Source organism: Mesorhizobium sp. M2E.F.Ca.ET.209.01.1.1 (assembly GCF_004010375.2).
Taxonomy (GTDB): domain Bacteria; phylum Pseudomonadota; class Alphaproteobacteria; order Rhizobiales; family Rhizobiaceae; genus Mesorhizobium.
Genome location: NZ_SADP02001045.1, coordinates 1 through 299, shown reverse-complemented (window position 1 = coordinate 299; position 299 = coordinate 1). Strand labels below are relative to the sequence as shown.

At 68.9% G+C, this 299-nt stretch carries 1 pseudogene; it reads left to right on the top strand.

The window, feature by feature from the left end:
- A pseudogene (locus tag EN852_RS39050) lies at positions 1-299 on the top strand (DNA repair protein RecN); the annotation flags it as partial.

The window sequence follows — 299 nt, the reverse complement described above, 5'->3', positions numbered from 1 at the left end:
AGCTGCGCGACACGATGGCGGCCGACCTGGCCGACCTCGACGCCGGCGAGGAGCGGCTGCACGGGCTGCAGAAACAGGCAGCCGCCGCGCGCGAGGCTTACGACATTTCCGCGGCGCAGCTCTCATCGCTGCGTCACGCGGCTGCAGCCGGGCTGACCAAGGCGGTGATGGCCGAATTGCCGGCGCTGAAGCTCGAACGCGCGGCCTTCATCGTCGAGATGAAGAGCGAGGCCGAGAGCCGCATGGAGGAGGGCATCGACCAGATCGAGTTCTGGGTGCGCACCAATCCTGGCACGCGG